The following is a 23,960-nucleotide window of genomic DNA, read 5'->3' as shown; positions in this document are numbered from 1 at the left end:
AATCAGAAATATCTAAACTAGAGTCCGAAAATCTAGCAAAGCCAAACACCAGCAAATCAAAATTCGCTGTTGTTTTTCAATGTCCAACCTCCCACGACCGGGGGTACGCGAAGGTTGGAACCAATAATAATATTGGCACTGACATTCATCGACACACTATTGAGTTCTCAAAGAACACACGCACACACTCCTACCCACAACTACTCGTCGGGGTTTCGGTGAAGCAAGAGTTCCAACATAGCCCAAGCACACCGCCGGAAGCAAGTTCCGCACCGTGTAGCCCTGAACACATGATCAGTCAGGCGCTCAACGTCCTACCTCGTTGTCCCGGTCACTGTGTGTCCGGGTCGCCGTCCGTGTCGCTCTGACTCGAATAAAGTTACGTGCCGGGAATTACAAAGTCAAATCCGCTGGTCGGGCGGGGTTTTCGGCGTTTGTGGATACCGGCCGACACCATTGTCGGCCGGTACGGTTGCGGCCGCAAGGGATGCGACAGCAATGGGAGGGACCGAGCGGTGGCCGAGGAACACAAGGAAAGGCGTGGGCGGTTGCGTCGCGTTATGAAGGCGGCGCTGGTGCTCGTCGGCGGCTTGGTGTTGGTGACGGCCGGCGCGAATGCGACCACGTGGGCGTTGTCGTCCGGTCATCGCAGTGACGTTGCGGACGCGCCCGGCGCTCCGGTGGTGATCGTGCCGGGGGCGAGGGTGGCGCCCGACGGGACGCCGATGGCGTATCTGCGGGGGCGGCTCGATGTCGCGATCGAATTGGTGGCCGCGGGCACAGTGCGAGAGATTCTGCTGTCCGGGGACGCCGGCGGCACCTCCGGCGACGAGATCGCGTCGATGACCGCCTATCTACTGGAGCACGGGATCGATCCGGCCATCGTGCGGGCCGACGGCGCGGGGCTGTCCACTCGGCAGACCTGCGAGCGCGCACGGTCGGAGTTCGGGATCGAGCGCGGGATCATTGTCAGCCAGTATCAGCACCTGCCGCGAGCGGTGGCATTGTGCCGGGCCGCCGACATCGATACCGACGGTGTGGTCGCCTATTGCGAGTGCAGGCGGGCGACCGAGGTACGCAACAACTTCCGTGAATGGCTGGCGGCACCGAAGGCCGTCGCGGAGATGCTGTTGCGCTGAACGCCGGCTGCAGAGGAAAAGCCCAGCGCCGATGGCCTCGCCGTGCGCGACGCGAGCACCGGGGTGCCACGTCGAGGGAATCGCGATCACGTACCGTGGTGCGAGTTGTCAGCGTGCTGGCCGACGAAATGGGGTGCATCGTGAGCGGGTCCGAGCATGCCGGGCGGCTCGTGCGTTTCTGGCGGACCTTGGAGTTGTTCGGTCCGCAACTGGTACCTGAGGCCGGAGCCTGTCCTGAATCAGGCGGGCTGGTGGTGGAACTCGGTGCCGACGAGCTCGCGCCGTGGGAGAACACGAACACTTTGCCTGCGCTGAAACCTGGGCGGGTGTGGCAATTCGTGGTGTACGGCGGGCTGTTCGGGGTCGGCCGGGCGCGTGAAGCGCTGATCCGGACCTTCGGTGAGGACCAGCTCGAGGCCGATGCCCGGCGGGGCGGCACCACAGCGGCTTTCGCGGTGACCCTGACCGATGACGGAGTCGTGGTCCCAGAGTCGGCGACGCTGTCGGGTCTGGCGTGGGCGGTGAACCGGTTGCGCTCCCCCGGTCCGGCCGACAGCGGCTGGGCCGACGGGTACGAGCACGATTCCACCGCCTTCACAGCGGCTTTCGACACCCTCACACAGGAAGCGGTGCCCCCGGAACCGGATACCGAGCAGGTAGGCCCGGCGCCACGGTGGCGGGCGTTGGACGTGGCCGGTCGTGGTGTCGCGGCGTCGGTGATCGCCGCGGGCGCCGACGGGGTGATCTCACCGGGCTTGGCCGGCATGTCGGCGCTGGCTTTCGCCGAGCGGCTCACGGCCGACGACGAATTCGATGCGCCCCGGCTGACCGGACGAGACCTGCATACCTTTACCGGTGAGCTGTGCGGCGCGCTCGGGATCCGTTCCGAGTTGCGAGCCGGTGGCGTGCGGGTGGCGTGCGTGCAGGTCGCGACCCGCGATGCCGACACCACTGCAACCGAAGACCGGTTGAACAGTGGGCTCGGTGCCGACCTCGCCGAGCTGGCGGCGGCGGTGGAACGCGGCGACATCGGTGCCGCCCTGCGGGATTACCTCGCGGCGACCGAGGAACTGCCGGTCGACGAGCGCATCGACGTGCGCGAACGACAGGATGTGGTCGTCGAGGGCCTGCTCCCCCACCTGCTTCCGGACGGGCGTTGGCCCGGGGACCCGCTGGTATCGGGCCAGCAGTTCGCGGTCGATCGGGCGATGGCGCAATTGCGCGACGACGCGGGGATCTTCGCGGTGCACGGTGCGCCGGGCACCGGCACGACGACCATGCTGCGGGACCTGCTGGCCGGAATCGTGGTCGAACGAGCCGGGCAGCTGGCTGCCTTCGACGACCCGATGACGGTGTTCACCGGGATCACCGAACAGGTGCAGGTGGCGAAGAACTACACGGTCGGCGCGCATCGCCTGACACCCGCTGTCACCGGCTTCGAGGTGGTACTTGCCACCGGTAGCGACGAGACCGCGGCCGATGTGGTCGCCGAGATCCAGCACCGCGAGGCGATCGATCGCCACGTGCAGACCAACCACTTCACCGAACTCGCCGAACTCGTGAGCGGGCAACCCGCCTGGGGCCTGGTCGCCGCGGCCCTCGGCGGTACCCGCCGCACCTTCGGCGAACAGTTCTGGTTCGGTGACCGATTCGCCACCGACCGCAAGACCCAGGCGAGTTCGGGCGGGATGCTCGACATCCTCAAACACGCCGAGGCCGACCCGGATTCGCTGCCGGACTGGCAGACCGCGGTGCGCGACTTCGCGAGCCGCCGGGCCGAGGTGCGCAAGCTCGCGCAGCAACGCCAGGACGTCGCCGACGCGGTGGCCGGACTGCCCGCCATGAACGACGGCCTGCTGTCGATGTCGGCCGAGATATCCAACGCCGATGCCGCCCACGCACATTGGCGGGAACGCCACCAACTGGCCACCGAACATCTGCGCGCCGCCCAAGCCGCCCATCACCGGATCGGCAAGTTGCTGGGTGAACACGGTGGGCAGAAGCCGGGGTTCGTGGCGTCGCTGTCGACGGGATTCCGGGCGGGGCGGCGGTGGAGCGCGCGCAGTAATGAACTGCTGCGCGAACGGCACATCGCCGAGTCGGATATGCGGCGGCGCCAGACCGAGGTCGACTACACGCGTGAGCAGTGGGCCCAGGCCGCCGAGCACGGGCGCACCCTCATCCGTGACCACGTCGAGTTGACGAACCGGCGGACCGACGCACTCGACATCATCGAGCGGGCGCGCGAGAACTGGGCGCACACCATCCCGTTCGGCGATGTGGCCGGTGACGACGAACAATTCCAGCTGTGCAATCCGTGGGCCGATGAGCAGTACTGCACGGCACGGCGCGAGCTCTTCCTGTCGGCGTTGCGTCTGCACCGGGCGTTCCTGCTCAATGCCGCGCCACGTGTTCGGGACAATTTGATCGTCGCCATCGCGCTGATCCGCGGTGAGCTGGCCACGGCACCGAAACCTGAAACCGTTGCCGCGGCCTGGCAGACGCTGTTCCTCGCGGTGCCGATGGTCACCACCACGTTCACCGCGCTGCCCAGGCTGTTCGAGGGGCTGGGTCGCGAAGCGCTGGGCTGGTTGTTCGTCGACGACGCCGGCCAAGCCGCGCCGCAATCGGTGGCCGGTGGACTGTGGCGGGCGCGGCGGGCGGTGATCGTCGGTGATCACCGTCAGCTCGGACCTGCCGAGGTGCTGCCGACGTCGGCGCAGGAGGCGCTGGTGCGCCAGTTCGGACTCGAACCCGAATGGCTGCCGGATCGGGCCTCGGCTCGGCAGGCGGCTGATCGCGCGGTGCGGTTCGGAACATGGCTCGCACCGGCCGATTACGACGAACCGGTGTGGGTCGGCACGCCGCTACGGGTACATCGGCGCAGCGACCTGCCCATCTTCGAGCTGACCCACCGCATCGCCTACGACGAGGACCTGCTGGTCTTCGGTACTCCCCAGCGGACGGATTTCCCCGGCCACGATCGTTGGATCGATGTGCGATCCGCACGGGCCGAAGGGAACTGGATTCCGGGCGAGGGTGCGGCGCTCGCCGCGTTGCTCGCGCAACTGGCCGAGGACGGCATCGCCCCGACCGACATCCGGGTTGTCAGCCCGTTCCGGGATGTCGCGCGGGGCGCACGGGCGGTCGCAAACGAGGTGCTCGGGGCAGAATTCGCCGCGAGCCAGGTGGGAACCGTGCACGCGATGCGCGGCCGCTCGGCCGAGGTGGTGGTGCTCATCCTGGGTACCTCGCCCGCGGCGGGCGGATCGCGCCGCTGGGCGGCGGCCAATCCGAGCGTCCTCAATGCGGCCGTGTCGCGCGCGCGGCGGCGGGTCTACGTGATCGGCAACTACCGGTTGTGGAGCAGCCAGCGGTACTTCGACGTACTCGCCGAGCACTGGCCGGCCGACAGCGACCAGCTGGTCCAGGAAACGGTCAGCCATTAGGCAACGGCCCGGACGAAGATAACGGTTCGTCGCGCGGTCAACGATTCGATCTCGGGCCTACCGGTTGCCAGCAGTTCGGAGCAGGCTTGGCGGGGGTTCCAATGATCGGAGTCACTATGAGACCGGCCGCACTTCTCGGATCAGCTGCTTGCGCCGCGATCGGCATAGCCATCGCCCTGCCGACGCAAGCCGGCGCTGATCCGGTCACCGACCTGCTGTGCAACAGCGGGTCGAGTCAGTTCTGCCCACCGCCACCGCCTCCACCTCCGCCGGGCGGGGAATGTCACCCGTCTTACGACCCGTGTGTGCCGATCACCAGCGACGTCGACTGCGAGGGCGGCAGCGGAGACGGGCCGGTTTACGTCGGGCGGGTTCGGGTGATCGGGCCGGATGAGTACGGGCTCGATCACGACAGCGACGGGATCGGCTGCGAGACCAGCTGATACGTGCCTGATCTGTCAGGGCGAATCGAACAGTAGGGCGCCGTTGTCCACTTCGTTGCCGATGGTGTCGGCGTGGACCGAGTCCTTGGCGGAGTCCATGACGACGACCGGGCAGATGACCGAGTAGCCGGTGGCGGCGATCTCGGTGGGGTCGAAGGTGACGATGGGGGCGCCGGCTTCTACCGTGGCGCCTTCGCTTGCCAGTAGCTCGAAGCCTTCGCCCTTCAGTTTCACGGTGTCTATGCCCAGATGGACGAGGACGCCGACGCCGCTGCCGAGGATCACGAAGGCGTGCGGGTGGAGTTTGAGGATCTTGCCCGCGATCGGTGCGGTCACCATCAGGGTGCCGCGGGTGCGGTCGGGATCGATCGCGACGCCGGAGCCGACGATCTGTTCGGCGAAGACCTGGTCGGGGACATCGGAGAGGCCGATGATCTTGCCGGGCAGCGGTGCGAGCACCGGGATGCTCACAGGATGTCCTCGATGTCCTCGGCGAGGGTGTCCGCCTCGGGTCCGACGATCACCTGCACGACCGAACCGGCCTTCAGCACGCCGTGGGCGCCCGCGGCCTTGAGCGCGGCCTCATCGACCTTGGCGCCGTCGCGCACCTCGGTGCGCAAACGGGTGATACAGGCTTCGATCTCGACGATGTTCTCGGCGCCGCCCAAACCCTTGACGATCGCTGCTGCTTTGGACATCTGCGTTCTCCCTTTCCGCGGTGGTTGCCGGTTCCAGTATGGGAGCCTCGGATGTGCGCCACGTCATATTTCGCGGTTGACATCCGGCGACCACCTGGTCAAACTTACAACTGGTTATGACCGGACAGTACCCGTCGCGGTCACTGGTTCACAAGAGTTACACCGGATCGGCCACGAAGTCCGACCGGCTCGCCGAGACCGCCGGAGACCCGGCACGAAGAGGTCGACATGACTGCCGTTACGGACAGCCCCAAGAAGGAATCGAAAACGTTCGCGGGACTACAGCGCCTGGGTCGCAGCCTCATGCTGCCGATCGCGGTGCTCCCCGCGGCGGGCATCCTGCTGCGCATCGGACAGGACGACCTCCTCGGCCGCTTCTCCGCATTGGAAAGCACCGCCGCCGTGATCTCCGCGGCGGGCCAAGCCGTGTTCACCTGGTTGCCGCTGATCTTCGCGGTCGGCATCGCGATCGGCTGGGCCAAGAAGGCCGACGGATCGACGGCGCTGGCCGCGGTGGTCGGCTACATGGTGATCGACGGCGTGTTCACCGCGATGTCGCCGATCGTGCTGGCCGGCAAGACCGACCCCAAGGGTGCGCAGGCGCTGATCAACTACGGCGTACTCGGCGGCATCGTGATGGGTCTGCTCTCGGCGATGCTGTGGCAACGCTTCTACCGCACGAAGCTGCCCGACTTCCTCGGCTTCTTCAACGGCAGGCGGTTGGTGCCGATCCTGACCGCGGTCACCGGTCTTGTCGTGGGCGTCGGGATGGCGTTCCTGTATCCGGCGTTCAACTCCGCGCTCACCTGGGTGGGTCAGTCGGTGGCGGACAACTCCGTAGTCGGCGGCGGTATCTATGGCGCGGCCAACCGGCTGCTCATCCCGACCGGGTTGCACCACATCCTGAACTCCACGGTCTGGTTCCTCGTCGGTGACTACACCGACGCCTCCGGGCAGCTGGTTCGCGGCGACCTCAACCGGTTCTTCGCCGGTGACCCCTCCGCGGGCACCTTCATGACCGGCTTCTTCCCGATCATGATGTTCGCGCTGCCCGCCGCCGCCTTCGCCATCTGGCGCAATGCCCGGCCCTCGCAGAAGAAACTGGTCGGCGGGATCATGCTCTCCACCGGTCTCACCGCGTTCGTCACCGGCATCACCGAGCCGCTGGAGTTCTCGTTCATGTTCGTGGCGTGGCCGCTGTATGTGGTGCACGCGATTCTCACCGGTACCTCGCACGCACTGGTGAACGCGCTCGGAATCCATGACGGGTTCACCTTCTCCGCCGGGGCGATCGACTATCTGCTGAACTTCGGTAAGGCGACCGATGCGTGGCTGCTGATCCCGATCGGGCTCGGTTACGCGTTGATCTACTACCTGCTGTTCAGCTTCGTGATCAAGAAGTGGAACCTGCGGACACCCGGTCGTGAGGCCGAGACCGATGTCGAGACCGAGTCGCCCGACGCGGCCGAGAGCGAAGCCACGCCCGCGGTGGCCGCGACCGGCGATACTCGAAACGGGCCCGATGCCGAAACCAAGCTGGACAAGAAGCCGGAAGGTGAGTGAGCCATGGCCGAACAGGTGATCCACGGGCTCGGGGTGAGCCCCGGGGTGGTGTGCGCGCCGTGGTTGCGGTTCGGCACGCAGCTCGCGACGTCCGCGCAGGATCCGGTGGGCGGCACCGTCGAGCAGGAGCTCGCCCGGGTGAAGGACGCGCTCGGCGGGGTGGCCGACGAAATGCTGAACCGGGCGTCGCGGGTGAGCGGTGTGGCGGCAGAGATCCTTTCGATGTCGGCGACGATGGCTCGGGATCCGGGCATCGTCGCCGCAGCCGAGAAGGAACTGGCCGCGGGGATGCCGACCGCCCACGCCGTGCATCTCGCGTTCGAGGGTTTCTGCGCCAAGCTCGAGGCACTGGGCGGGTACATGGCGGAGCGGGTCACCGACCTGCGCGACATCGGTGGGCGCACCGTCGCGGTGCTGCTCGGTGAGCCGATGCCCGGTATCCCCGAGCCGGGGTATCCGTTCGTACTGGTCGCGCGGGACCTCGCGCCCGCCGATACCGCGATGCTCGGCGACAGCGATGTGGTGGGCCTGCTCACCAGTGAAGGCGGTCCGACCAGCCACACCGCGATCCTCGCGAAATCGCTCGGTCTGCCCGCGGTGGTGAACTGTCCCGACACCGATCGGCTCGTCGACGGCACGCCGGTGCTGGTGGACGGCACGACCGGGGAGGTGGTGATCGATCCGACTCCTGGCCGCCGGCAGGCCGCCGTCGAGCAGGCGGCAGCGGACAAGGCGCGCATCGCCGCGGCGAGCGGGCCGGGACACACCGCCGACGGGACGCCGGTGCATCTGCTGGTGAACATCGGCACGGTCGAGGACGCGGCGAAAGCTGGGCCGGTCGACAGCGAGGGTGTCGGGCTGTTCCGTACCGAGTTCATGTATCTCGGCAAGTCGTCGGCGCCGTCGTTGGATGAGCAAACCGCCTCCTACACATCGGTTCTCGAACAGTTCGCCGGGCGGCGCGTGGTGGTGCGCACGCTCGATGCCGGCTCGGACAAGCCGCTGCCGTTTCTGGACCTGGGGACCGAGGAGAATCCCGCGTTGGGGGTGCGTGGCCTGCGGATCGGGACGGTATTCCCGGAAACGCTCACCACTCAGCTCACGGCACTCGCTCGGGCGGGTGCGGCGACCGGTGCCGACCTGTGGGTGATGGCGCCGATGGTGGCCACCGCGGACGAGGCCGCCGGATTCGCGGCGCTGGCACGGGAGGCCGGGCTGCACAAGGTCGGGGCGATGATCGAGATTCCGGCGGCGGCGTTGCGGGCCGCCGATCTGCTCGCGCACCTGGACTTCGTCAGCATCGGCACCAACGACCTGAGCCAGTACACCTGCGCGGTCGACCGGATGGCCGGTGGCCTCGCGCAACTGCTCGATCCGTGGCAGCCGGCGGTGCTCGACCTGATCGCGATGGTCGGGGCGGCGGGTACCGCGGCGGGGAAGCCGGTGGGTGTGTGTGGTGAGGCGGCCTCGGATCCGACCCTGGCGCCGGTACTGGTAGGGCTCGGCGTGACGAGCCTGTCGATGTCGGTTCCGGCGTTGCCCGCGGTGCGGGCGGCGCTGGCCGCGGTCGATATCCAGCGATGCCAGGATGCGGCGGACGCGGCCTGTGCCGCACGGGATCCGCAGGCGGCGCGAGCGGTGGCCGCGGCGATTGTCGGTCGGGTGTGAGCGTGGGTGCCTCGGGGCGTCCGGGCGAGTCGGCAGTCCGGCGCTCGGAGACCCCACGCCGGGCGAGTGTGGGGCTCTCGGCATGGCCGGGCCGTGAGTCGGCCGGGCACACGGGTATCCGGCATCGGATGGTGTGGGTGCCGTGAACGTGGTGCGTGGGCAGGTCGTCGGAACGGTGGGCGGCGAGATCGCCGACGGGGTGGTCGAATTTGCGGACGGCCGGATCACCTGGGTGGGCCCGGCGGCGGATCATCCTCGTGTGGATCGTCTTCCGCCGGCCACGAACGAGCTCGTGCTGCCCGGCCTGCTCGACATGCACTGTCACGGCGGGGCCGGGTTCGGGTTCCCCAATGCCGACGGGGCGGGTGCGCGGATCGCGGCGGCGCATCATCGGCGGCACGGAACCACCGGGCTGATGGGGAGTTTGGTGTCGGCCCCGCCGGAAGTGCTCATCGAGCAGGCCGCGGTGCTGGCCGAGCTCGTGACCGATGGTGAACTGCTCGGAGTGCATCTCGAGGGGCCGTTCATCAACGCGACCCGGTGCGGGGCACAGGATCCCGCGGCGATCGTGCCCGGCGATCCAGCGTTGTTCGAGCGAGTGTGCGCGGCAGCTCACGGCACCGTTCGATCGATGACATTGGCGCCGGAGACCGCGCGGTTCACCGAACTGCTCGCCGCGATGCGCGGGCACGGCGTGCTGCCCAGTCTCGGACACACCGATGCCGATGCCGCGACGACATCGGCCCGCATCGCGGAAGCTGCCGGGGCACCGATCACCGCCACTCACCTGTTCAACGGGATGCCCGAACTGCACCACCGCTCCCCCGGACCCGTCGCCGCGTGCCTGGCCGCAGCGGGCCGGGGGGACATGGTGGTCGAATTGATCGCCGACGGTGTGCACCTGGCGCCGGCCACGGTGGCGATGGTGTTCGACACCGTCGGCGCCGAACAGATCGCGTTGGTCTCCGATGCGATGGCGGCGGCGGGAATGCGCGACGGCGACTATCGGCTGGGTGCGCTCGATGTGCAGGTGCACGACGGTGTCGCCCGGCTCGCGACCGGCGACGGTACTCGCGGTGCCATCGCCGGCGGCACGGCCACACTGCTCGATGTGCTCCGGTGGACGGTTCAGCATGCGGGCGTCCCGCTCGTCGACGCGGTGATCGCGGCAACCCGCACGCCCGCACGCGTGCTCGGACTGCTCGGCGAGCGGGGCAGTCTGACCGTCGGCGCCCGCGCCGATCTGCTCGTCACCGACCAGTCACTGCAGCTGCGGCGGGTGTTCGTCGCCGGAAGGGAAAGTACCTGATGGAAATCGTGATCCGGGCCGACGAACACGAGGTGGCCACGACGGTTGCCGACATCGTCGGCGGTTACGTCGACCGCGGCAATGCCGTTCTCGGGCTGGCCACCGGGTCCTCGCCGCTGGGCAGCTACCAGGAAATGGCGCGCCGCTACCGTGCGGGCGAACTGGACTTCTCGACGGCGAGCGCGTTCCTGCTCGACGAGTACGTGGGACTGCCGAGAAACCATCCGGAATCGTATTTCTCGGTGATCCGCGCCGAGTTCGTCGACCAGGTGAACCTGGATCCGGCCCGGGTGCTGAGCCCTAACGGGGAGGCAGGCGATGTCGCCGGTGAGGGCAGGCGCTACGACGCCGCGATCGCCGCGGCCGGCGGCGTGGACGTGCAGTTGCTCGGCATCGGGACCGATGGGCACATCGGGTTCAACGAGCCCGGTTCGGCGCTGACCTCGCGCACGCGGGTGAAGACGCTCACCGAGCAGACGCGCAAGGACAATGCCCGCTTCTTCGACGGCCCCGACGACGTGCCGCACCACGTGCTCACCCAGGGTTTGGGCACCATCGGTGAAGCCGGGCACCTGGTGATGATCGCGCTGGGCGCGGGCAAGGCCGACGCGATCGCGGCCGCCGCCGAGGGGCCACTGTCGGCGTTCTGCCCGGCCTCGGTCATGCAGTGGCATCCGCACGTCACCGTGGTGATCGACGAGGCGGCGGCGAGCAAGCTGAAACTGGCCGACTACTACAAGTACGCACTCGCGAACAAGCCTGCCTGGCAGTCGTTCTGAGATGACTGCGCTCGAGTTCGCGGTACAGGATGTGGCGGGCGCGCTCGACGCCCGACGGGTCGGCGCGGACCGGGTGGAATTGTGTGCGGCGCTGGGCCGTACGGGTGGGCTCACCGCGAGTATCGGGATGATCGAGGCGGCGGTGGGCACCGGGGTGGCGGTGCACGCGCTGATCCGATGCCGGGCAGGCGGGTTCGTGTACACCGATGCCGAGATCGCGGTGATGAACGCGGATGCGCGTGCCGCGGTTTCGGTCGGGGTACAGGGACTGGTGGTCGGAGCGCTCACGCCGGATCGTCTGGTCGACATCGAGGTCATGCGACGCGTCCTCGACGGTGTGCCGGTCGACGCGGTGGAACTGACCTTTCATCGCGCCATCGACCAGATCGCCGACCGGGCGGGGGCACGTGTGGAATGACCCGGGTGCTCGCTTCCGGTGGTGGTCTCACCTGCGCCGAAGGTATCGACGAACTCGCCGCGATGGTGCAGTACGCGGCCGGTCGCCTCGAGATCATGGCCGGTGGCGGAGTCGCTGTCGACGACCTCGCGGCACTACACGGAGCAGGAGTCGACGCGATTCACCTCTCGGCCCGACGGGTCATCGCAGACGACGGCGGGCCGGGCGGTGGGGGGAAGGCCGGGCACGAGCACCTCGACAGCGCGCTCGCGAGTGCGGCGGCCTCCCGGCTCCGCGCGCTGGACGAGGCGCACACCGTGCGCGGACCGGACCCGGCGTAGCGGGGACCGGTCCGCCGCAGACCGCCGTATCCTCAGCAGTTCTCGAAGTAGTGACTGAAGCGGGACGGAACCCAGTCGGCCTCGGCCTGCGCCCAGCAGATCGAGTGTGGGAAGGCCGTGTAGGTCGTCCACGAGCTGCCGTCGGTGCGGATCAGGCGCAGGTTGTCGCCCGGTGAGGTCGGCCAGTCGATCAGCGCCCATTCGCCTGCGCAGGACTGCACCCGCGCGGGGACATCGGCGAGGTAGTCGAGGCGATCGGTCAATGTGTTCGCCACAGTGGTCGGGTCGCAGTCGGTGGGTTGGGCCTGATCCTCGAACTGGATGACCACCGTGTTCGCTTTGTCGCGGTCGAGCAGGAAAAAGCTGCGTGCGGCAGTGTCGACCGGCACCGCGTCGCCCGGCGGCGACAGGGTGTATTTGTAGCAGCCGAAGGGCAGTTCGGTGTAGAGCTCGCCCCGGTCGTTGGTGGAAAGATCGTATTGACCGGTCGGCTTCGCATCGGCCGGGAAACCCGACTGTGGGCCGGTGCCGTCGCACGGGGCGAACCGGACCGCGTGCACGATGACCGAGCCCACGGGAGTGCCTGTGGTGGTCTTGGTTCGGATCACTGTCTGCGCCCATGGCTCATGATCGTCGATCGGCACACCCGGGTCCGGCGCTGGGGTGGGACCGGTTGCATCCGGCGGCATCCACGGCTGCGTCGTCGGTGAGCCGGTTGCCGCCGTCGAGCCGAGGTCCGGGTCGGTGCAGGCGGCGGTAGCGAGACCGAGCGCGATTCCGACGATGACCAGTGCTCCGCGAACCGAACGCATAAGTGATCCTCCCCCGCGCCGTTTCGACGCGATGTCAGCGAGCAGCATGTTGCCCTCACCGGTAGTTCGCCCCCACGAGCCACACCCGTTAACAACTGAATGAACAGCGCTGCAGACCCTCCGCTGCGGCTGCCCATCGGATGGCCTTCGTACGGACCGCCCGCCGCCGCGGCTGGTGGCGTATACCCATGACCAGCGTCCGGTCATCTAAGCGGCGCGCCAGAGCCACCACTGTCGGCCGGCATCGGCGCTGCGGTCAGGCGCGCTCGGCGAGAATGCGTTCGGCTTCGCCCGGGTCGCAATCGAAGGCGGTTTGTACTGCCGCGACCGCCTTTGCGTGCTCGCCTGCCGCCGCTAAGTGGTCGATCTCGGCCCACTGGTCCGACGGTGGCATTACCGACAGGTCGAGGCGGGTTTCGAGGCGTTGCCACATGCGCGCCACGGTCGGGTCGCCGGGGAGCAAGTCGGCGAGGTGAGCTTTGAAAGTGGGATGTTCGGTGCGGTACATGCCCATCCAGCTACTGCCGGGTGGGCTGGCTTCGGCGTTGGCGGTGCGGTCGGCGAGTTTGAGGATCACCGCTCGGGGATGGGCGGCGATCTTGGTGTAGGCGTCGAGGTTACGGGCCTTGCGGTCGGGGCCGACGCCGGTGACCGCCCACACCAGATCGAGAACCGCACGGCCGAAGCGTGATTCGATCTCCTCGGTGGTGACGGGAGTGTCTTCGACGACATCGTGGAGCCAGGCGGCCAGGGCGAGGTCGCCGCTGTAGCCGAAGTCGTCGAGGACAGCCCGCACCGCCGTCAGGTGTGTGGAGTAGGGACGGTCACCGAAGCGTTGGTCGCCGTGGGCCGCGATGGCGAATTCCCGTGCCTCGGTTTCGAGCTGATCGAACTCCATGCCGCACCCCCGTGCTCGATTCTGATCGTGTGGGACCGACCCTAGCCGAGGGCACCGACAGGTTTACCGGATCAGCTGTGCGCGGTCGTGATCGCGGGTTTCACGCCGGTGAGGATGCCGGTCTGGTACCGGCTCCGGTGGTAGGTGAGGTCTGTGAAACCCACCGCGCGCAGCCCTTCGGTGTAGCGCCGGATGTCGACGCCGGCGAAGGGATCACCGCCGCCGAGCAAGGGCCTCAGTACCCGCCGCAGCCACGGTGCGGGCGCCGCGTCCGCCAGCAGCACACGCCCACCCGGGCGAACCACCCGCCACATCTGCGCCAAAGCCGCCTCGCGGTGTTGTTCCGGGATGTGGTGCATGACGAAAGTGCAGGTAACGGCATCGAATTCGGCATCGGCGAAGGGCAGTTCCTGTGCGGGTCCCCGCTCGTAGCGATGGTGGGCCGCGCGGTCACGCCGACGGCTGTCCGCGATCGCGGCGGCCGACGGGTCGACTCCGACCGCTTCGCCCGCCGGCCCCACCGCGGCACCCAGTGCCCGAACGAGTTTGCCCGGACCGCAGCCGATGTCGAGGGCACGCTCGCCCGGTGACGCCCCGGCGGTGGTGACGAGTTCGGCGAGCAGGCTGCGATGCCTGCCGAGGAAGAACACGCTGGTGAACACGTTGTAGCGGCGTAGGCCGGCGATCACCAGGCCGGTGTCACCGTCGTGGACGAACATGGGGATGAGAAGCTGGTTTTCCGACATGGGTCCATGGTCGGATGCGGACAGCCGCGCGGACCAGGAGCAGAATCCGCGGATTCGTCCGTTTCCGGACGGATCCGCGAGAATTGTCCCGTGGAGGAACGATGGCCGAGCACTCCGATCGCCGGGTTCGTCGCACCAGGGACAACCTGCACCGCGCGTTGATCGAGCTGATGATCGAACGCGACTACGACCGGGTGACAGTCAGCGACATCATCGACCGCGCCGACGTCGGCCGCTCCACCTTCTACGCGCACTACCGCGACAAGGACGACCTGCTGCTGGTCAGCTGCACCGAGTTCCTGCGGCGCGAGATCACTCGCACGCCCACAGCCGGTTCACCGCTGAGCCCGCTGCGGGTGCTGTTCCATCTGGCCGCGCAATATCCGCAGGTGTACCGGCCGTTGATCGGGCCGAAAGCCGCCACCACGGTATTGCACGCCTATCAGCGCGGTGTCGCCGAGCTGATCGCCGAACTGTTCGAGGAGTTGCCCGCGCCCACCGTCGCGTTCCTGTCCTGGGGGCTGCTCGGCGTGCTCGGCACCGTCATCGATCCAGTTGCCGGGCTACCACCCGGACCGGCGTGGCAGCGGTTCGAGGCATTGGCGTTGCACGGGATCAGCCTCGGTGACGCAGGTCCGGCCACGGCGGGCGACGCAGCACCGCCAGCGCCGCGATCACCCCGGTGAGCAGGCCGATCCACTCCCCCAGCTGGGCGATTCGATTGGCGTCGACCGCGGGTGTCCAATGGGCGCGGCCTTCGTGGATCACGAACACCCCTACCGGGCGGGCCGGGCGCCCGAATCCGCCGCCGCGTGCCACGGTGATCACGGTGGCGCCGTCGGGCGTTTCCATCGGTTCGCCGAACACCACCGGCGGCTCGGCGACCACTTGCTCGAGCCGATCCCTGATCGTCATCCGTACCCCCGTTGGCGTCGACGCGGCATTGCCGTCGAAGATACGCCAGAGACCATCCCGGCTGCCATGATGAGTTCGGCAAGCCGTGACGAGAGACGAGGACTGATGAGCATGCCGCCCGAAGGTGATTCGATCCTGTCGACGACCTGGTCACGTGCGCTCCGGTTGAGTGTGCCCGTCGTGAACGCTCCGATGGGCGGTGCCGCGGGTGGTCGGCTGGCGGCGGCGGTCACCGAGGCAGGCGGGCTCGGCATGATCGGGATGGGGACCGCCGGATCCGCCGAAGCCCTGCGACGCGAGCTGGCCGCGGCCGGCGACGCCACGATCGGGATCGGGTTGGTCGACTGGGTCCGCACCCGTGAGCCCGAGCTGCTCGACACCGCGATCGCCGCCCGGCCTCGTGCCCTGTCGATCAGCTTCGGCACCGATTTCTCCTGGGTGCCGGTGGTGCAGGCGGCGGGGATCCTCGCGATCACCCAGGTCTACGACGTGCCCGGGGCACATCGGGCCCAGGATGCGGGCATCGACATCATCGTCACCCGAGGGAGCGAAGGCGGCGGCCACGGCGCCGACCGGCTCGCGCTCATGCCGCTGCTCGATGCAGTCCTCGAGATCGCCACCGTCCCGGTCCTCGCGGCGGGCGGCCTCGGCTCCGGACGGGCGCTGGCCGCGGTGCTGGCGGCCGGCGCCTCGGGGGTCTGGCTCGGCACCTGTCTGGCCGCGGCGGAGGAATCGCTGCTGTCGGAGAACGCCCGGCGCGCCATGCTGGCCGCCGACTCCACCAGCACCGTGGTCACCACTGCCTTCGACGAAGCGCTCGACCTGCCGTGGCCGCCGATCTATCCGGCCCGGGTGCTGCGCAACGAATTCACCGATCCGTGGACCCGGCCGGAAGGTGACGAGAACCCGCCGAGCAGCGAAACGCTGCGCACGGCGATCACTTCCGATGACCCGCGGATCGCTCCGGTCGATGCCGGCCAGGGCGTCGGGTTGGTCACCCATGTCGAGCCGGTCGCGCGCACGATCACCCGGCTCTGCGCCGACGCCGCCCAGCTACTGGGCTCTGCCTGAGCCTTCGCCGCCGGCATCCGGGCCAGCTCGTATGTGCGACGGTTTCGGTGAGTTTCGCGTCGAGTGCGGTGGGTTCCGAGTCCGGGCAGGATCATGGTCCGGTCACCACAGCCGGTGCGCTGGGCATACCCGATCAGTGGAATCGCTGTTGCAGAAATATGACGACCGGTCTATCTTTGACGTATGGGCGCAAAAGGAGCGGAGACGCGGGGCAACCTGATCAGGACCACCCGGTCGCTGATCGAATCGCGCGGCTACTACGGCACCGGACTGAATCAGATCGTGCAGGACAGCGGAGCACCACGCGGTTCGCTGTACTTCCATTTCCCGGGCGGCAAAGACGAGTTGGTGACAGCGGCGCTGATCGAGAGCGCGGGCGAGATGGCGCAGATCATCCGCAGCATCGAGGCCGCCGATGCCCGGGAATTCGCGCGCACGATGCTCACCGCGCTCGCAGACCAACTGGAGCGGTCGGACTGGACGATCGGCTGCCCGGTGGCCGCCGTGGCACTCGATACGGCCGCCACCAATGACGCTGTGCGGCAGGCTTGCTCGACGTCCTACCGCCTCTGGGAGGACGCGATCCGCGAACGGCTGACAGGATTCGGTCATCCCGAACCCGAACGTGTCACCACGGTGGCCCTCGCACTGATCGAAGGCGGGCTCGTACTGGCCCGCGCCCATCGTGACCGTCGGCCGTTGCAGCAGCTCGCCGACACCATCGACCTGCTCGTCTGATCCAGCCATCTCGCCGGAGCACACTCGGCGCCACAAAATATATCAACCGGTCTACTGAAAGTAGGACAACTATGGTTCACACCGACTCGATCGTTTTCGGCGCCGCCGGGTTCATCGGCCGTGCACTGGTCGCGGAACTGTTGCGCACCGGGCACACGGTCACCGCGGCGGTGCGGGCGGGCACCCAGGACCGGCTCCGCACCTGGCTCGCCGGACAAGACATCGACACCCGCGCCCTGACGATCACCACCACCGATATCGGCGAACCCGATCTCGCCCTGGGCGATACGGTCGAGGGAGTGCGTGATGTGTACAACGCTGCCGCGCTGATGAAGTTCGGCCTCGACGCCCACGTGGCGCGACGGGTGAACCTGGACGGCGCCATGCACGTGCTGGAATGGGCCGCGCGGCAACCCGATCTGCGCAGGATCGTGCACATCACCGGCTACCGCGCCGAGGCCGGACACACCGACTATCGCGCGGGCGCCTACGAAGCGTCGAAGGTCGAGGCCGACGCACTGCTGCGGAAAACGGCCGCGGCGCGCAACATTCCGTTGACGTTCGCCAACCCCGCCAGCGTCATCGGCCCCGGGCAGTTCTTCGGACTCGCCGGGGTGATCGATCCGCTCTGGCGCGGCGAGCTGCCTGTGCTGCCGGGCTCGGCCGACACCTTCCTGCCAGTCGTCGACCTGGACTACCTGGCACGGTTCACCGTGGGACTACCGACGCTGCCCGACACCGCGGGCCACTCCTACCCTGTCCTGGACCCCACCACGCCGAATCTGCCCGAACTGGTCCGGCTCGTCGCCGACCACCTACGCGTCGCCGCTCCACGATTCACGGTGCCGACCGCGCTGTTGCGACTGCTGCCGCAGGCGTTGACGAACACCGACCCCGAAACGCTGTCGTTCATCAGCAGCGACCGGTACGACACCTCGGCGAGCGAGGAAGTCGCCCAGCGGCTCGGGATCAGTCAACCGCCGGTCGACGAGCTGCTACGGACCTACGCCGATGGCATCGTCGCCAGCCGCAACGGTGCGGTCGAGGGCGCGCCGGCGGCCGGATTCCGCGACGGCACGTGGCTCAGCGGCGACCGAACGCACCCGGAGTACGTGCTGCTACACGGCCTTCCACTCAACGCCGACTCCTGGACCGACGTCACTCGACAGCTCGACGCACCGGTCCTCACACCCGACCTGCCCGGTCTCGGGCGGTCCGCGGAGTCGAACGACGGCTGGACCGACGAGCTGATGGCGCCGGTCCGCACCCGGCCGGTCCTCGTCGGGCACTCACTCGGCGCCGGGTTCGCCATCGACTTCGCGTTGCGCCACCCCGACCGCGTTTCGCGACTCGTCCTGATCGCGCCCTGGTTCTTGCAGGCCCCGGCCGCTCGGCTCACGACATCGCCGATTGCCGCCGAGGTGGTGAAACGTCTCCCCGCGTCGCGACTCGCCGCACAGCTCGACATCCCGGCCGGGCCGGCGATCACGTCAGCCGTGGCCGACCTCCGTCGACCAGGAGTAGCCCGGCGCACGTTCGCGGTACTGCGCAACGTCGGTCACGCGGACCACCGTGCCGACCTCGCCGCGAAACTCGCGCGGATCACGGTCCCTGTCGAGATCGTCATCGGCGCAAACGACGCTCTCATCGACTCGACCGAGCACCCGGTCACCACGGTTCCCGACACCGGGCACTTCCCCCAGCTGACCCACCCTGATCGAGTAGCACAGATCATCCGTGGTGTACTCCCGGCCGACACATCGCTCTCCGGCCGAGGCGAAGTCACCGCTGACTGCGGAGCGTACGCAGCCGAGCTCTGAACCTCCGACCGGCGGGGAGTCCGGGCTACGAGCAGCGTTGGCGCCTGTCCGAGCGTCGCCTTCAGCGGTCCGACTCCGAGCGGCGACGGCCGCATACCACCGGTCACGCGATATACCACCCTGAACTCACCGAACACCCGCAGCGGGCGTCATTCATCGCAGCCCTCGCGCGACCTGAGGTTCGGCCGTCGTGAGTCGAAAGCGACGTTCACTCACGCAGGTGGGACAGGCAATTCGATGCGCAGGGCGGGGTCGTTCAGCATCGCCTGACCGAGTTCGACCGTTTCCACACCGCGCCAGCGCGCGTGCCAGGTGGGCACGCCACCGGGCAGGTTCGGCCCGCGTGGGGTGGTGAGCAAGGGCAGGTCGAGGCGGGCCGAGGTGACGGTGACGTGCGCATTGGTCGGGGTATGCGACCAGACGTCGTCGACCACATCGGTGATGCGCACACCGAGCCGGTGACCGGCGGCCAAGCGGGCGTCCTGCCACAGGAACCGGACGTCGGCTTCGGTACCGACCGGGGCGATGCCGCGGGTCATCACGGTGGCACGGCCGTCGGGGGCGATGTCGTAGAGCTCCAGGGCGACAGTCGCTTCGGGCGGTCCGGACAAGGTCAGGGCGGCGGTGGCGCGACCGGCCAGGTGGACCGGCTCGGCCAACGGGTCCGAGATCGACCAGATCTCCCGGTCGGCGCCGGGCAGCAGGCCGCGGTCGGTATAGGAGCCGGTGCGCAGTTCGACTGTCGTGCGGCGGGTGTCGGCGGGCGGCCACACCGCCTCGCCGCGCCAGCCGCCGTCGAACTGGCCCACGGTGACCGGTGGGCCGGGCACCTCCACATCGGCGCCCGCCACATGCCGGTCCAGGAACGCGTAGAGCTCCGCGGCGAAGTGGGGTGTGTCGCATTTCTTGCTGCAGTCCGAGTGGCCCCATTGGCCGAACCAGGCGCGGTGTTCACCGGGGCCGCGGGCTTCCCACACTTCGAGAACCCGATCCGCGCGGGTGTTGGAATCGAGAAAGCCCTGGCCGAGGAACAGCGGGGTGGTGTTGCCGCGCAGGTCGTCGACCATGTCGCGATCCTGCCAGCCCGGGTTGGCACCGTTGTGGTCCATGGTGAGGTCCAGGTAGCCGTCGGCGCAGGCCTGGGTCATCGCGACGGCGTTGGCCTTGTACTCGTCGCTGTCGGCCCAGTGACCGGGGGTCGAAGCGATGGCCAGGTGCTCGCCGCCCGCCATGTCAGCGGGGCGGACCCCGTCCTCGGTCAGCGGTTTACCACCGAACTTCCAGGACGTGCCCTGCATGTAGAGATACGAATACGGGTCCACCACCGGTGCGAAGGCGGCCACGGCCGCCAGGCCCTTCGGCCGCTCCGCCAGCGCCATCATCCCGGTCCAGCCCTCGTAGGAGGTGCCGATCATCCCGACCCGGCCCGTCGACCACGGCCGGCTCGCCGCCCACTCCACCGCGGCAGCCACATCCGAACGCTCACCCGGACCGCCGTAATCGGGGCAACCGTTGGATCCACCGAACCCGCGCAGATCCACGATCACATACGTGTACCCGGCGTTCAACGCCCACTCGACCGGCAGGTTCTCCGTCGAGGGACCACCCTCCGGGCGCGGCACACTGAGATAGGCCAGATGCGCCCGATACGGGCTGGCCGTCAGCAGCACTGGTGTCCGCGTATCCGCCGCCATCCCGGCCGGTCGCAACACATCCGCATGCAACCGGGTGCCGTCCGGCGCATCCAGATACTCCTGCGTCCAGGTGAACTCCACGCCCACCGGCTCCGCCGACACCGGCGCCGCCATCGCGCACACCAACGCCACACCGGCCAACGCCCGCACCATCACCGAACCCCATCGCACCCGAGCACTATTACCGCTACCGGCCCCGACGTCCAGCCCCGACAACCGGGGGCACGAAAACGTCGCAGCCCTCATTCAGAACCGCAGGCACGGGCCGGCCGGTTACGAACCTTCGGATCTGGCCGACAAGTGTGTCGTTTCACGGCTTCTCGGCTCGAACCAGGGTGCGAGCGGAGTGCGCGAGGAACGGGCCGTGCTGTTGGATCTGATCGTGGAGTTGGTGGAGGCGATCGAGATGGGCGTCGACGGTGAATCCGGGGACGATCCAGATGACCTTGCGCAGGAAGTACACGACCGCACCGATGTCGTTGAACTCCATGCGTAGCCGCTCGCTGCGCAGGTCGACGATCCGCAAGCCGGCGGCCGCCGCATCAGCGGCTTCGTCGTCGGGATGGCGTTCGCGCCGAGCCTCGGGCTGCGGACCCAGGAAATATTCGACCAGTTCGAACACGCTGGCAGGTCCGACGTGCTGAGCAAGGTAGTTTCCGCCGGATCGCAGCACTCGCGCGATTTCGTGCCACCAAATGGTGGCCGGATGCCTGCTGGTAACCAGGTCGAACGCCGCGTCGGCGAACGGCAGGGGCGGCTCGTCCGGATCGGCGACGACGACCGCGCCCCGCGGGTGCAGCAGCGCGGTAGCTTCAGCGATGTTGGGTGGCCACGACTCGGTGGCAACCATGGTCGGCGGAAACATCGCGGCTCCGGCCAGGACCTCACCACCACCGGTCTGGATGTCGAGGGCGGCGGTGGCGGCCCCGAGCCGGGCACTCATCAGCCGCTGATAGCCCCACGACGGCCGCTGCTCGGTGGCCCGGCCGTCGAGCCAGGAGAAGTCCCAGCCCGCCACGGGTGCCGCAACGGCTTCGTCCAGCAATTCCTCGAATGACCGTTCCATGCGGCGCAGTGTGCCAGCCGCCGTACGGGAATATCGACCCATTTCCCGTCCCATCACACAAGCGTCTACGTGGACTCGACAGGCTGGGTCTTTGACCTACGGGCATCTGTAGCCGGACACAGACGAGTCCACCCGTTCCGCAATCGATGAAGCGATCGCGGAACGGGTGGACTCGGGTACTGCTACTGCGGACGAACTGCGGACAGAGGATCCGGGTCGGACACTCAGCCGCAGGTCACGCCACCGGTACCGATCACACGTCGTAGTAGAGCTCGAACTCGTACGGGTGCGGGCGCAGGTTCACCGGGGCGATTTCCTGGTCGCGCTTGATCTGGATCCAGGTCTCGATGAGGTCCTCGGTGAAGACGTTGCCTTCGGTGAGGTAGTCGTGGTCCGCCTCGAGGCGGTCGATGACCGTGGCCAGGCTGGTGGGGGCCTGCGGGATGTTCTTGGCCTCCTCGGGCGGCAGCTCGTAGAGGTCCTTGTCGACCGGAGCCAGCGGCTCGATCTTGTTCTTGATGCCGTCCAGGCCGGCCATCATCATGGCGGCGAAGGCCAGGTACGGGTTACCCGAGGAGTCCGGCGCGCGGAACTCGATGCGCTTGGCCTTCGGGTTGTTGCCGGTGACCGGGATGCGGACCGCGGCCGAACGGTTGCGCTGCGAGTACACCAGGTTGATGGGGGCCTCGTAGCCCGGCACCAGACGGTGGTAGGAGTTCACGGTCGGGTTGGTGAACGCCAGCAGCGACGGGGCGTGGTGCAGGATGCCGCCGATGTAGTGACGCGCCATGTCCGACAGGCCGCCGTAGCCGGCCTCGTCGTGGAACAGCGGCTTGCCGTCCTTCCACAGCGACTGGTGCACGTGCATGCCCGAGCCGTTGTCACCGAAGAGGGGCTTGGGCATGAAGGTGACCGACTTGCCGGCCTTCCACGCGGTGTTCTTCACGATGTACTTGAACAGCTGCAGGTCGTCGGCCGCGGTGAGCAGCGTGTCGAACTTGTAGTTGATCTCGGCCTGACCGGCGGTGCCGACCTCGTGGTGGCCGCGCTCGAGCACGAAACCGGCGTTCTGCAGGTTGGTCGAGATCTCGTCGCGCAGGTCGACGTAGTGGTCATAAGGCGCGACGGGGAAGTAGCCACCCTTGTTGCGGACCTTGTAGCCGAGGTTGCGGCTGCCGTCCGGGTTGAACTCCTTGCCGGTGTTCCACGAACCCGAGACGGACTCGATCTCGTAGAACGAGCCGTTCATCTCCGAGCCGTAGCGGATGCCGTCGAAGATGTAGAACTCGGCCTCGGCACCGAAGAAGGCGGTGTCGGCGATGCCGGTCGAACGCAGGTACTCCTCGGCCTTGCGCGCGATGTTGCGCGGGTCACGGGAGTAGGCCTCACGGGTGAACGGGTCGTGCACGAAGAAGTTCATGTTGAGCGTCTTCGCGGCACGGAAGGGGTCGACCCGGGCGGTGCTGTAGTCGGGAAGCAGGAGCATGTCCGACTCGTCGATCGACTGGAAGCCACGCACCGAGGAGCCGTCGAACGCCAGTCCCTCTTCGGCCAGGTCGGCGGTGAACGCCTTCGCCGGGATCGAGAAGTGCTGCTGGACACCGGGAAGGTCCGAGAAACGGATATCGACGTACTCGATGTCCTGTTCCTTGATGTACTGGATGACCTCTTCGGCCGTACTGAACGTCACTTGTTCTCCTTACGGATCGGTTCCCAGCCAGTCACGATGCATGGGTTCGTCGCGATCTGACGCTAAGGACGCGGTGTTTCCCTACAGTCAAGGCTGTGTTTCGCCAGTGTTACGCGTGCCTGAGATGAGGTGATGTCTGTCATCCGGGCGCGTCCTGCTCGTCAATTCTCCCATCCGCACCGACTCGGCCTCACGTGACCTCCACTAATGCGGTCGGGGGCGGACTCCGGGTCGGCTCTATCCTGGATCCCATGGCGCGTATTACCGGCACATGGCTCTCCGGCGAACCTGCGGACCCGGGTGGTGCGGCAACCTCGAGCTACCCCGGCGAGCTGTACGGGTTGCCGCGCGAGGGCGCGGGCTCGCTGGCCCCGACGTGGCGCCGCGTCGTGGCGTTGTTCGTGGACTGGTTCATCGCGTGCGGTATCGCGGCCGTGATCACCGGCAGCCTCGACTCGTCGTCGGTGCCGCTGCTGGTGTGGTTCGTGATCGGGGTGGGCGCGGTGACGCTGTTCGGCTTCACTCCCGGCCAGTACTTCCTGCGGCTGCGGGTGCTGCGCATCGACGCGCCCGTCGGGGTCGGGTTCGTGCGCGCGCTGGCCAAGCAGGTACTGCTGGTCTTCGTCGTGCCGGCCCTGTTCACCGACGCCGATGGCCGCGGCATGCACGACCGGGCCACCGGAACCGCGCTGGTGAACGCGCGCTGAGCCGGACGCAGCGCCGG

21 protein-coding genes and 1 pseudogene are annotated in these 23,960 nt (G+C 68.0%); 13 read left to right on the top strand and 9 right to left on the bottom strand.

The features are described from left to right. The first annotated feature begins 515 nt into the window (after positions 1-515). The 3 genes from ACFO5K_RS01000 (at position 516) to ACFO5K_RS00990 (ending at position 5,031) form a co-directional block, all read left to right on the top strand. A complete protein-coding gene (locus ACFO5K_RS01000; protein WP_378555170.1) occupies positions 516-1,139 on the top strand; it encodes a SanA/YdcF family protein in 624 nt (207 codons plus the stop codon). 98 nt (positions 1,140-1,237) lie between these two features. Continuing rightward, positions 1,238-4,588, top strand: a complete 3,351-nt coding sequence (locus ACFO5K_RS00995) for a DEAD/DEAH box helicase (protein ID WP_378555169.1) — start codon at positions 1,238-1,240, stop codon at positions 4,586-4,588. 305 nt (positions 4,589-4,893) lie between these two features. Beyond that, the gene (locus ACFO5K_RS00990) at positions 4,894-5,031 is read left to right on the top strand and encodes a hypothetical protein (RefSeq protein WP_378555168.1); all 138 of its coding nucleotides are present in this window, start codon (positions 4,894-4,896) and stop codon (positions 5,029-5,031) included. Positions 5,032-5,046: 15 nt separating this feature from the next. Here ACFO5K_RS00990 and ACFO5K_RS00985 read toward each other — a convergent pair whose 3' ends face one another. Further along, the gene (locus ACFO5K_RS00985; protein WP_378555167.1) at positions 5,047-5,502 is read right to left on the bottom strand and encodes a PTS sugar transporter subunit IIA; all 456 of its coding nucleotides are present in this window, start codon (positions 5,500-5,502) and stop codon (positions 5,047-5,049) included. Continuing rightward, complete coding sequence (locus tag ACFO5K_RS00980; RefSeq protein WP_378555166.1) at positions 5,499-5,729, bottom strand: glucose PTS transporter subunit EIIB; 231 nt, start codon at positions 5,727-5,729, stop codon at positions 5,499-5,501. Before ACFO5K_RS00980 ends, ACFO5K_RS00985 begins: the two co-directional genes overlap by 4 nt. A gap of 228 nt (positions 5,730-5,957) precedes the next feature. Between ACFO5K_RS00980 and ACFO5K_RS00975 the strand changes: the two genes are divergently transcribed. The 5 genes and pseudogenes from ACFO5K_RS00975 (at position 5,958) to ACFO5K_RS00955 (ending at position 11,786) form a co-directional block, all read left to right on the top strand. Next, positions 5,958-7,292 (top strand): PTS transporter subunit EIIC, encoded by a 1,335-nt coding sequence (locus ACFO5K_RS00975; protein ID WP_378555165.1) that lies wholly within the window; start codon positions 5,958-5,960, stop codon positions 7,290-7,292. A 3-nt stretch (positions 7,293-7,295) separates the two neighbouring features. Continuing rightward, positions 7,296-8,960 carry a phosphoenolpyruvate--protein phosphotransferase gene (gene ptsP / locus ACFO5K_RS00970; protein ID WP_378555164.1) on the top strand — a complete coding sequence of 555 codons (1,665 nt, stop codon included), beginning with the start codon at positions 7,296-7,298 and terminating at the stop codon, positions 8,958-8,960. A 142-nt stretch (positions 8,961-9,102) separates the two neighbouring features. Continuing rightward, positions 9,103-10,269 carry an N-acetylglucosamine-6-phosphate deacetylase gene (locus ACFO5K_RS00965; RefSeq protein WP_378555163.1) on the top strand — a complete coding sequence of 389 codons (1,167 nt, stop codon included), beginning with the start codon at positions 9,103-9,105 and terminating at the stop codon, positions 10,267-10,269. After that, complete coding sequence (gene nagB / locus ACFO5K_RS00960; protein WP_378555162.1) at positions 10,269-11,048, top strand: glucosamine-6-phosphate deaminase; 780 nt, start codon at positions 10,269-10,271, stop codon at positions 11,046-11,048. Before ACFO5K_RS00965 ends, nagB begins: the two co-directional genes overlap by 1 nt. Position 11,049: 1 nt before the next feature. Further along, positions 11,050-11,786: pseudogene (locus ACFO5K_RS00955) on the top strand (copper homeostasis protein CutC). A gap of 32 nt (positions 11,787-11,818) precedes the next feature. Here ACFO5K_RS00955 and ACFO5K_RS00950 read toward each other — a convergent pair. The 3 genes from ACFO5K_RS00950 to ACFO5K_RS00940 all read right to left on the bottom strand — a co-directional run bounded on the left by ACFO5K_RS00950 (position 11,819) and on the right by ACFO5K_RS00940 (position 14,242). Continuing rightward, positions 11,819-12,598 (bottom strand): hypothetical protein, encoded by a 780-nt coding sequence (locus tag ACFO5K_RS00950; RefSeq protein ID WP_378555161.1) that lies wholly within the window; start codon positions 12,596-12,598, stop codon positions 11,819-11,821. Between the two features lie 256 nt (positions 12,599-12,854). Then, positions 12,855-13,496: an HD domain-containing protein gene (locus tag ACFO5K_RS00945; protein WP_378555160.1), complete on the bottom strand. Its 642-nt coding sequence runs from the start codon at positions 13,494-13,496 to the stop codon at positions 12,855-12,857. Positions 13,497-13,567: 71 nt separating this feature from the next. Then, positions 13,568-14,242, bottom strand: coding sequence for a methyltransferase domain-containing protein (locus ACFO5K_RS00940; RefSeq protein WP_378555159.1), 675 nt, complete (start codon positions 14,240-14,242; stop codon positions 13,568-13,570). Between the two features lie 101 nt (positions 14,243-14,343). Here ACFO5K_RS00940 and ACFO5K_RS00935 point away from each other — a divergent pair, with 101 nt between their 5' ends. Then, positions 14,344-14,928: a TetR/AcrR family transcriptional regulator gene (locus tag ACFO5K_RS00935; RefSeq protein ID WP_378555158.1), complete on the top strand. Its 585-nt coding sequence runs from the start codon at positions 14,344-14,346 to the stop codon at positions 14,926-14,928. Here ACFO5K_RS00935 and ACFO5K_RS00930 read toward each other — a convergent pair. Next, the gene (locus ACFO5K_RS00930) at positions 14,858-15,157 is read right to left on the bottom strand and encodes a hypothetical protein (RefSeq protein WP_378555157.1); all 300 of its coding nucleotides are present in this window, start codon (positions 15,155-15,157) and stop codon (positions 14,858-14,860) included. The two genes, ACFO5K_RS00935 and ACFO5K_RS00930, sit on opposite strands and share 71 nt — an antisense overlap. Before the next feature lie 132 nt (positions 15,158-15,289). Here ACFO5K_RS00930 and ACFO5K_RS00925 point away from each other — a divergent pair, with 132 nt between their 5' ends. The 3 genes from ACFO5K_RS00925 (at position 15,290) to ACFO5K_RS00915 (ending at position 18,786) form a co-directional block, all read left to right on the top strand. After that, complete coding sequence (locus ACFO5K_RS00925) at positions 15,290-16,228, top strand: NAD(P)H-dependent flavin oxidoreductase (protein ID WP_378555185.1); 939 nt, start codon at positions 15,290-15,292, stop codon at positions 16,226-16,228. Positions 16,229-16,411: 183 nt separating this feature from the next. After that, the gene (locus ACFO5K_RS00920; protein WP_378555156.1) at positions 16,412-16,966 is read left to right on the top strand and encodes a TetR/AcrR family transcriptional regulator; all 555 of its coding nucleotides are present in this window, start codon (positions 16,412-16,414) and stop codon (positions 16,964-16,966) included. A gap of 71 nt (positions 16,967-17,037) precedes the next feature. Then, positions 17,038-18,786 (top strand): alpha/beta fold hydrolase, encoded by a 1,749-nt coding sequence (locus ACFO5K_RS00915; RefSeq protein WP_378555155.1) that lies wholly within the window; start codon positions 17,038-17,040, stop codon positions 18,784-18,786. 212 nt (positions 18,787-18,998) lie between these two features. Here ACFO5K_RS00915 and ACFO5K_RS00910 read toward each other — a convergent pair whose 3' ends face one another. The 3 genes from ACFO5K_RS00910 to glnA form a co-directional block, all read right to left on the bottom strand. Beyond that, the gene (locus ACFO5K_RS00910) at positions 18,999-20,651 is read right to left on the bottom strand and encodes a CocE/NonD family hydrolase (protein WP_378555154.1); all 1,653 of its coding nucleotides are present in this window, start codon (positions 20,649-20,651) and stop codon (positions 18,999-19,001) included. Between the two features lie 139 nt (positions 20,652-20,790). Continuing rightward, entirely contained in the window at positions 20,791-21,546 is a 756-nt protein-coding gene (locus ACFO5K_RS00905; RefSeq protein ID WP_378555153.1) for a class I SAM-dependent methyltransferase, read from the bottom strand. Positions 21,547-21,799: 253 nt separating this feature from the next. Then, positions 21,800-23,236 carry a type I glutamate--ammonia ligase gene (gene glnA / locus ACFO5K_RS00900; protein ID WP_378555152.1) on the bottom strand — a complete coding sequence of 479 codons (1,437 nt, stop codon included), beginning with the start codon at positions 23,234-23,236 and terminating at the stop codon, positions 21,800-21,802. Positions 23,237-23,487: 251 nt separating this feature from the next. Between glnA and ACFO5K_RS00895 the strand changes: the two genes are divergently transcribed. Further along, the gene (locus ACFO5K_RS00895) at positions 23,488-23,943 is read left to right on the top strand and encodes an RDD family protein (protein WP_378555151.1); all 456 of its coding nucleotides are present in this window, start codon (positions 23,488-23,490) and stop codon (positions 23,941-23,943) included. The last annotated feature ends 17 nt before the right edge of the window (positions 23,944-23,960 follow it).

The sequence above is a fragment of the Nocardia halotolerans genome (genome assembly GCF_042650145.1).
Lineage (GTDB): Bacteria > Actinomycetota > Actinomycetes > Mycobacteriales > Mycobacteriaceae > Nocardia > Nocardia halotolerans.
This window is presented reverse-complemented; position numbering and strand designations above follow the sequence as displayed.

Coding starts and splice junctions, on each gene's coding strand:
- ACFO5K_RS00930 (WP_378555157.1), bottom strand. CDS start 15,157: ATGACGATCAGGGATCGGCTCGAGCAAGTGGTCGCCGAGCCGCCGGTG.
- ACFO5K_RS00950 (WP_378555161.1), bottom strand. CDS start 12,598: ATGCGTTCGGTTCGCGGAGCACTGGTCATCGTCGGAATCGCGCTCGGT.
- ACFO5K_RS00935 (WP_378555158.1), top strand. CDS start 14,344: ATGGCCGAGCACTCCGATCGCCGGGTTCGTCGCACCAGGGACAACCTG.
- ACFO5K_RS00980 (WP_378555166.1), bottom strand. CDS start 5,729: ATGTCCAAAGCAGCAGCGATCGTCAAGGGTTTGGGCGGCGCCGAGAAC.
- ptsP (WP_378555164.1), top strand. CDS start 7,296: ATGGCCGAACAGGTGATCCACGGGCTCGGGGTGAGCCCCGGGGTGGTG.
- ACFO5K_RS00920 (WP_378555156.1), top strand. CDS start 16,412: ATGGGCGCAAAAGGAGCGGAGACGCGGGGCAACCTGATCAGGACCACC.
- ACFO5K_RS00895 (WP_378555151.1), top strand. CDS start 23,488: ATGGCGCGTATTACCGGCACATGGCTCTCCGGCGAACCTGCGGACCCG.
- ACFO5K_RS00975 (WP_378555165.1), top strand. CDS start 5,958: ATGACTGCCGTTACGGACAGCCCCAAGAAGGAATCGAAAACGTTCGCG.
- ACFO5K_RS00945 (WP_378555160.1), bottom strand. CDS start 13,496: ATGGAGTTCGATCAGCTCGAAACCGAGGCACGGGAATTCGCCATCGCG.
- ACFO5K_RS00905 (WP_378555153.1), bottom strand. CDS start 21,546: ATGGAACGGTCATTCGAGGAATTGCTGGACGAAGCCGTTGCGGCACCC.
- ACFO5K_RS00940 (WP_378555159.1), bottom strand. CDS start 14,242: ATGTCGGAAAACCAGCTTCTCATCCCCATGTTCGTCCACGACGGTGAC.
- nagB (WP_378555162.1), top strand. CDS start 10,269: ATGGAAATCGTGATCCGGGCCGACGAACACGAGGTGGCCACGACGGTT.
- ACFO5K_RS00915 (WP_378555155.1), top strand. CDS start 17,038: ATGGTTCACACCGACTCGATCGTTTTCGGCGCCGCCGGGTTCATCGGC.